The organism is Bradyrhizobium semiaridum (genome assembly GCF_020329505.1).
GTDB lineage: Bacteria > Pseudomonadota > Alphaproteobacteria > Rhizobiales > Xanthobacteraceae > Bradyrhizobium > Bradyrhizobium semiaridum.
Map to the genome: position 1 here is coordinate 1 of NZ_JAGKJJ010000063.1, position 1,317 is coordinate 1,317.

The 1,317-nt window shown below is 68.6% G+C and carries 1 protein-coding gene; it reads right to left on the reverse strand.

Going from position 1 to position 1,317, the window contains the following annotated elements; translation table 11 throughout:
* Positions 1-1,317, reverse strand: a 1,317-nt coding sequence (locus tag J6500_RS31390) for an Ig-like domain-containing protein (RefSeq protein WP_225716574.1), incomplete at both ends; no start/stop codon positions are given.

Below are 1,317 nucleotides of genomic sequence, written 5' to 3' on the forward strand. Positions count from 1 at the left end.
TGCGCTGATGTCGGCGGCGGTGAAGCCGACAGGCGCTTCGGAGAACGTGAAGGTCACGACCGAGCTGTTGTGGCCGTCGCTGAGCGCGCCGTCGACGATGTCGACCGTCAGCGTCGGATTCTGGGTGTCGATCGCCACCGTGTCGGTGCCGGTCGATCCGAGATTGCCCGCCACGTCGGTGTAGCTGCCAGCGGCAACCGTGACCGAGCCCGAGGCGGTGATGCCGTCGGTGGCGGTGAAGGTCGCCGTCGCCGAGGTGTGATCCGCCGCCCAGCTCAAGGCCGACAGCGTGCCGCCGACCACCGTGATCCCGGCCCCCTCGGCCAGCGTCGCAACCGTCGCCGCACTGACCGCCTCCGAGAAGGTGAAGGTCACGTTCGAGTTGTTGTCGCCGTCGCTCAGCGACGCATCGGCGATCTCGACCACCACCGTCGGGTTCTGGGTGTCGATCGCCACCGTGTCGGCGCCGGTCGATCCGAGATTGCCGGCCACGTCGGTGTAGCCGTTGGCATCCACCGTGACCGAGCCCGAGGCGGTGATGCCGTCGGTGGCGGTGAAGGTCGCCGTCGCCGAGGTGTGATCCGCCGCCCAGCTCAAGGCCGACAGCGTGCCGCCGACCACCGTGATCCCGGCCCCCTCGGCCAGCGTCGCAACCGTCGCCGCACTGACCGCCTCCGAGAAGGTGAAGGTCACGACCGAGCTGTTGTGGCCGTCGCTCAGCGCGCCGTCGGCGATCTCGACCGTCAGCGTCGGATTCTGGGTGTCGATCGCCACCGTGTCGGTGCCGCTCGATCCGAGATTGCCCGCCACGTCGGTGTAGCCGTTGGCATCCACCGTGACCGAGCCCGAGGCGGTGATGCCGTCGGTGGCGGTGAAGGTCGCCGTCGCCGAGGTGTGATCCGCCGCCCAGCTCAAGGCCGACAGCGTGCCGCCGACCACCGTGATCCCGGCCCCCTCGGCCAGCGTCGCAACCGTCGCCGCACTGACCGCCTCCGAGAAGGTGAAGGTCACGTTCGAGTTGTTGTCGCCGTCGCTCAGCGACGCATCGGCGATCTCGACCACCACGGTCGGATTCTGGGTGTCGACCGTCGCGGTGTCGGTGTTGGAGGCCAGGTTGTCGTTGCCGACCGGATCGGTGAACTTATCGGCCGCAACCGAGATCGCGACCGCCGTCGTCGAGTTGTCGTCGGCGGTGAAGGTCGCCGTGTACTGCAGCGGATTGCCCACCACCGGCTGCAGGTTGGACAGCCCGCCGCCGGTCACCGAGACATCGGCCAGATCGAAGCCGCTGGGGACCTCCGAGAAGGTGAAGGTCAC